General features: G+C 64.6%; 1 protein-coding gene. It reads right to left on the reverse strand.

Annotated features, from left to right (window positions below; all coding sequences use genetic code 11):
* Window positions 1-103: 103 nt before the first annotated feature.
* The coding region (locus AAE045_RS23795) for a flagellin (protein ID WP_455549768.1) at window positions 104-610 on the reverse strand (507 nt) is incomplete at its 5' end.

The following is a 610-nucleotide window of genomic DNA, read 5'->3' on the forward strand; positions in this document are numbered from 1 at the left end:
TGGGCGCATCCCTGCGTGCTGCAAGCTCCGTGCCACGTTTGCTCCGGACACGAAGAAGGGGGCTTTCGCCCCCTTCCCGTTACTGCAAGGTACTACTGCTGGATCAGCGCAGCAGGCTCAGCACGTTCTGGCTGGACTGGTTGGCCTGTGCCAGCATGGCGGTACCGGCCTGCTGCAGGATCTGGTTGCGGGTCAGCTCGGCGGTTTCCGAAGCGTAGTCCACGTCGCGGATACGGCTACGGGCGGCGGACATGTTCTCCGACGAGGTGTTCAGGTTCGCAACCACCGAGGTGAAGCGGTTCTGGATGGCGCCCAGGTCAGCACGGGCCGAGTTGATCGAGTTCAGCGCGGCGTCCATCGCCAGGATGGCGTTGTCCGCACCGCCGACCGAGGAAATGTCCATATCGGCAAAGCCGTCCTTTGCGCTGCCTGCCGAGTAGTTGTTGGTGGTGCCGGTGGTCAGGCCGGTCTGCTCCTTCAGAGCGGCGTTTCCGGCGGCGTCGTTTGCGGTGGAGGCGACGGTGAAGTTGCCCTCCTTGCCGGTCAGCTGGACCTTGCCCTCGACGAGCGAGGCGCTCACGCCGGTTTCGTGGGTCTTGGCATTGACGGC

It is taken from the genome of Dryocola clanedunensis, from assembly GCF_038405435.1.
Classification (GTDB): domain Bacteria; phylum Pseudomonadota; class Gammaproteobacteria; order Enterobacterales; family Enterobacteriaceae; genus Dryocola; species Dryocola clanedunensis_A.